This is a genomic window from Pseudomonas sp. PS01300, assembly GCF_029960155.1.
Taxonomy (GTDB): domain Bacteria; phylum Pseudomonadota; class Gammaproteobacteria; order Pseudomonadales; family Pseudomonadaceae; genus Aquipseudomonas; species Aquipseudomonas palmensis.
Window position 1 is genome coordinate 1 of sequence record NZ_JASCPN010000150.1, and the last position, 411, is coordinate 411.

General features: G+C 51.3%; 1 protein-coding gene. It reads left to right on the forward strand.

Translation table 11 applies throughout. The features are described 5' to 3' along the window. Nucleotides 1-266: 266 nt before the first annotated feature. Nucleotides 267-411 (forward strand): type VI secretion system tube protein TssD (gene tssD, locus QMX96_RS26735; protein WP_282362729.1); only part of this gene is annotated, 145 nt, incomplete at its 3' end.

The window sequence follows — 411 nt, forward strand, 5'->3', positions numbered from 1 at the left end:
TGGATAACCCTGTGCATACATTTCCCTAGGCCTTTGGGATAAAGGCCTACAGACGAGTGCGCAACTTCTTGCACAGTACTGCGCAAGAAGTTGCGCACTTTTTCGGGTTTTCTCGCGTAAAAGTGCTCAAAAAACGTACAGCAAAAACACAAGCTGCTGATTAACAACAACTAAATTTCAGTTGGCACGCGTCTTGAACTGTCTCCTTGCAGTCGCACGGCATTTTTCGCCTGTTCGGCTTCATTTTTTGCAAGGAGCAAACCCCCATGGCAACACCTGCCTATATGTCCGTCACCGGCACCAAACAAGGCCTGATCACCGCCGGTGCCTTCACCGCCGATTCGGTCGGCAACACCTACCAGGAAGGCCACGAAGACCAGGTCATGGTCCAGGGCTTCAACCACGAAGTGA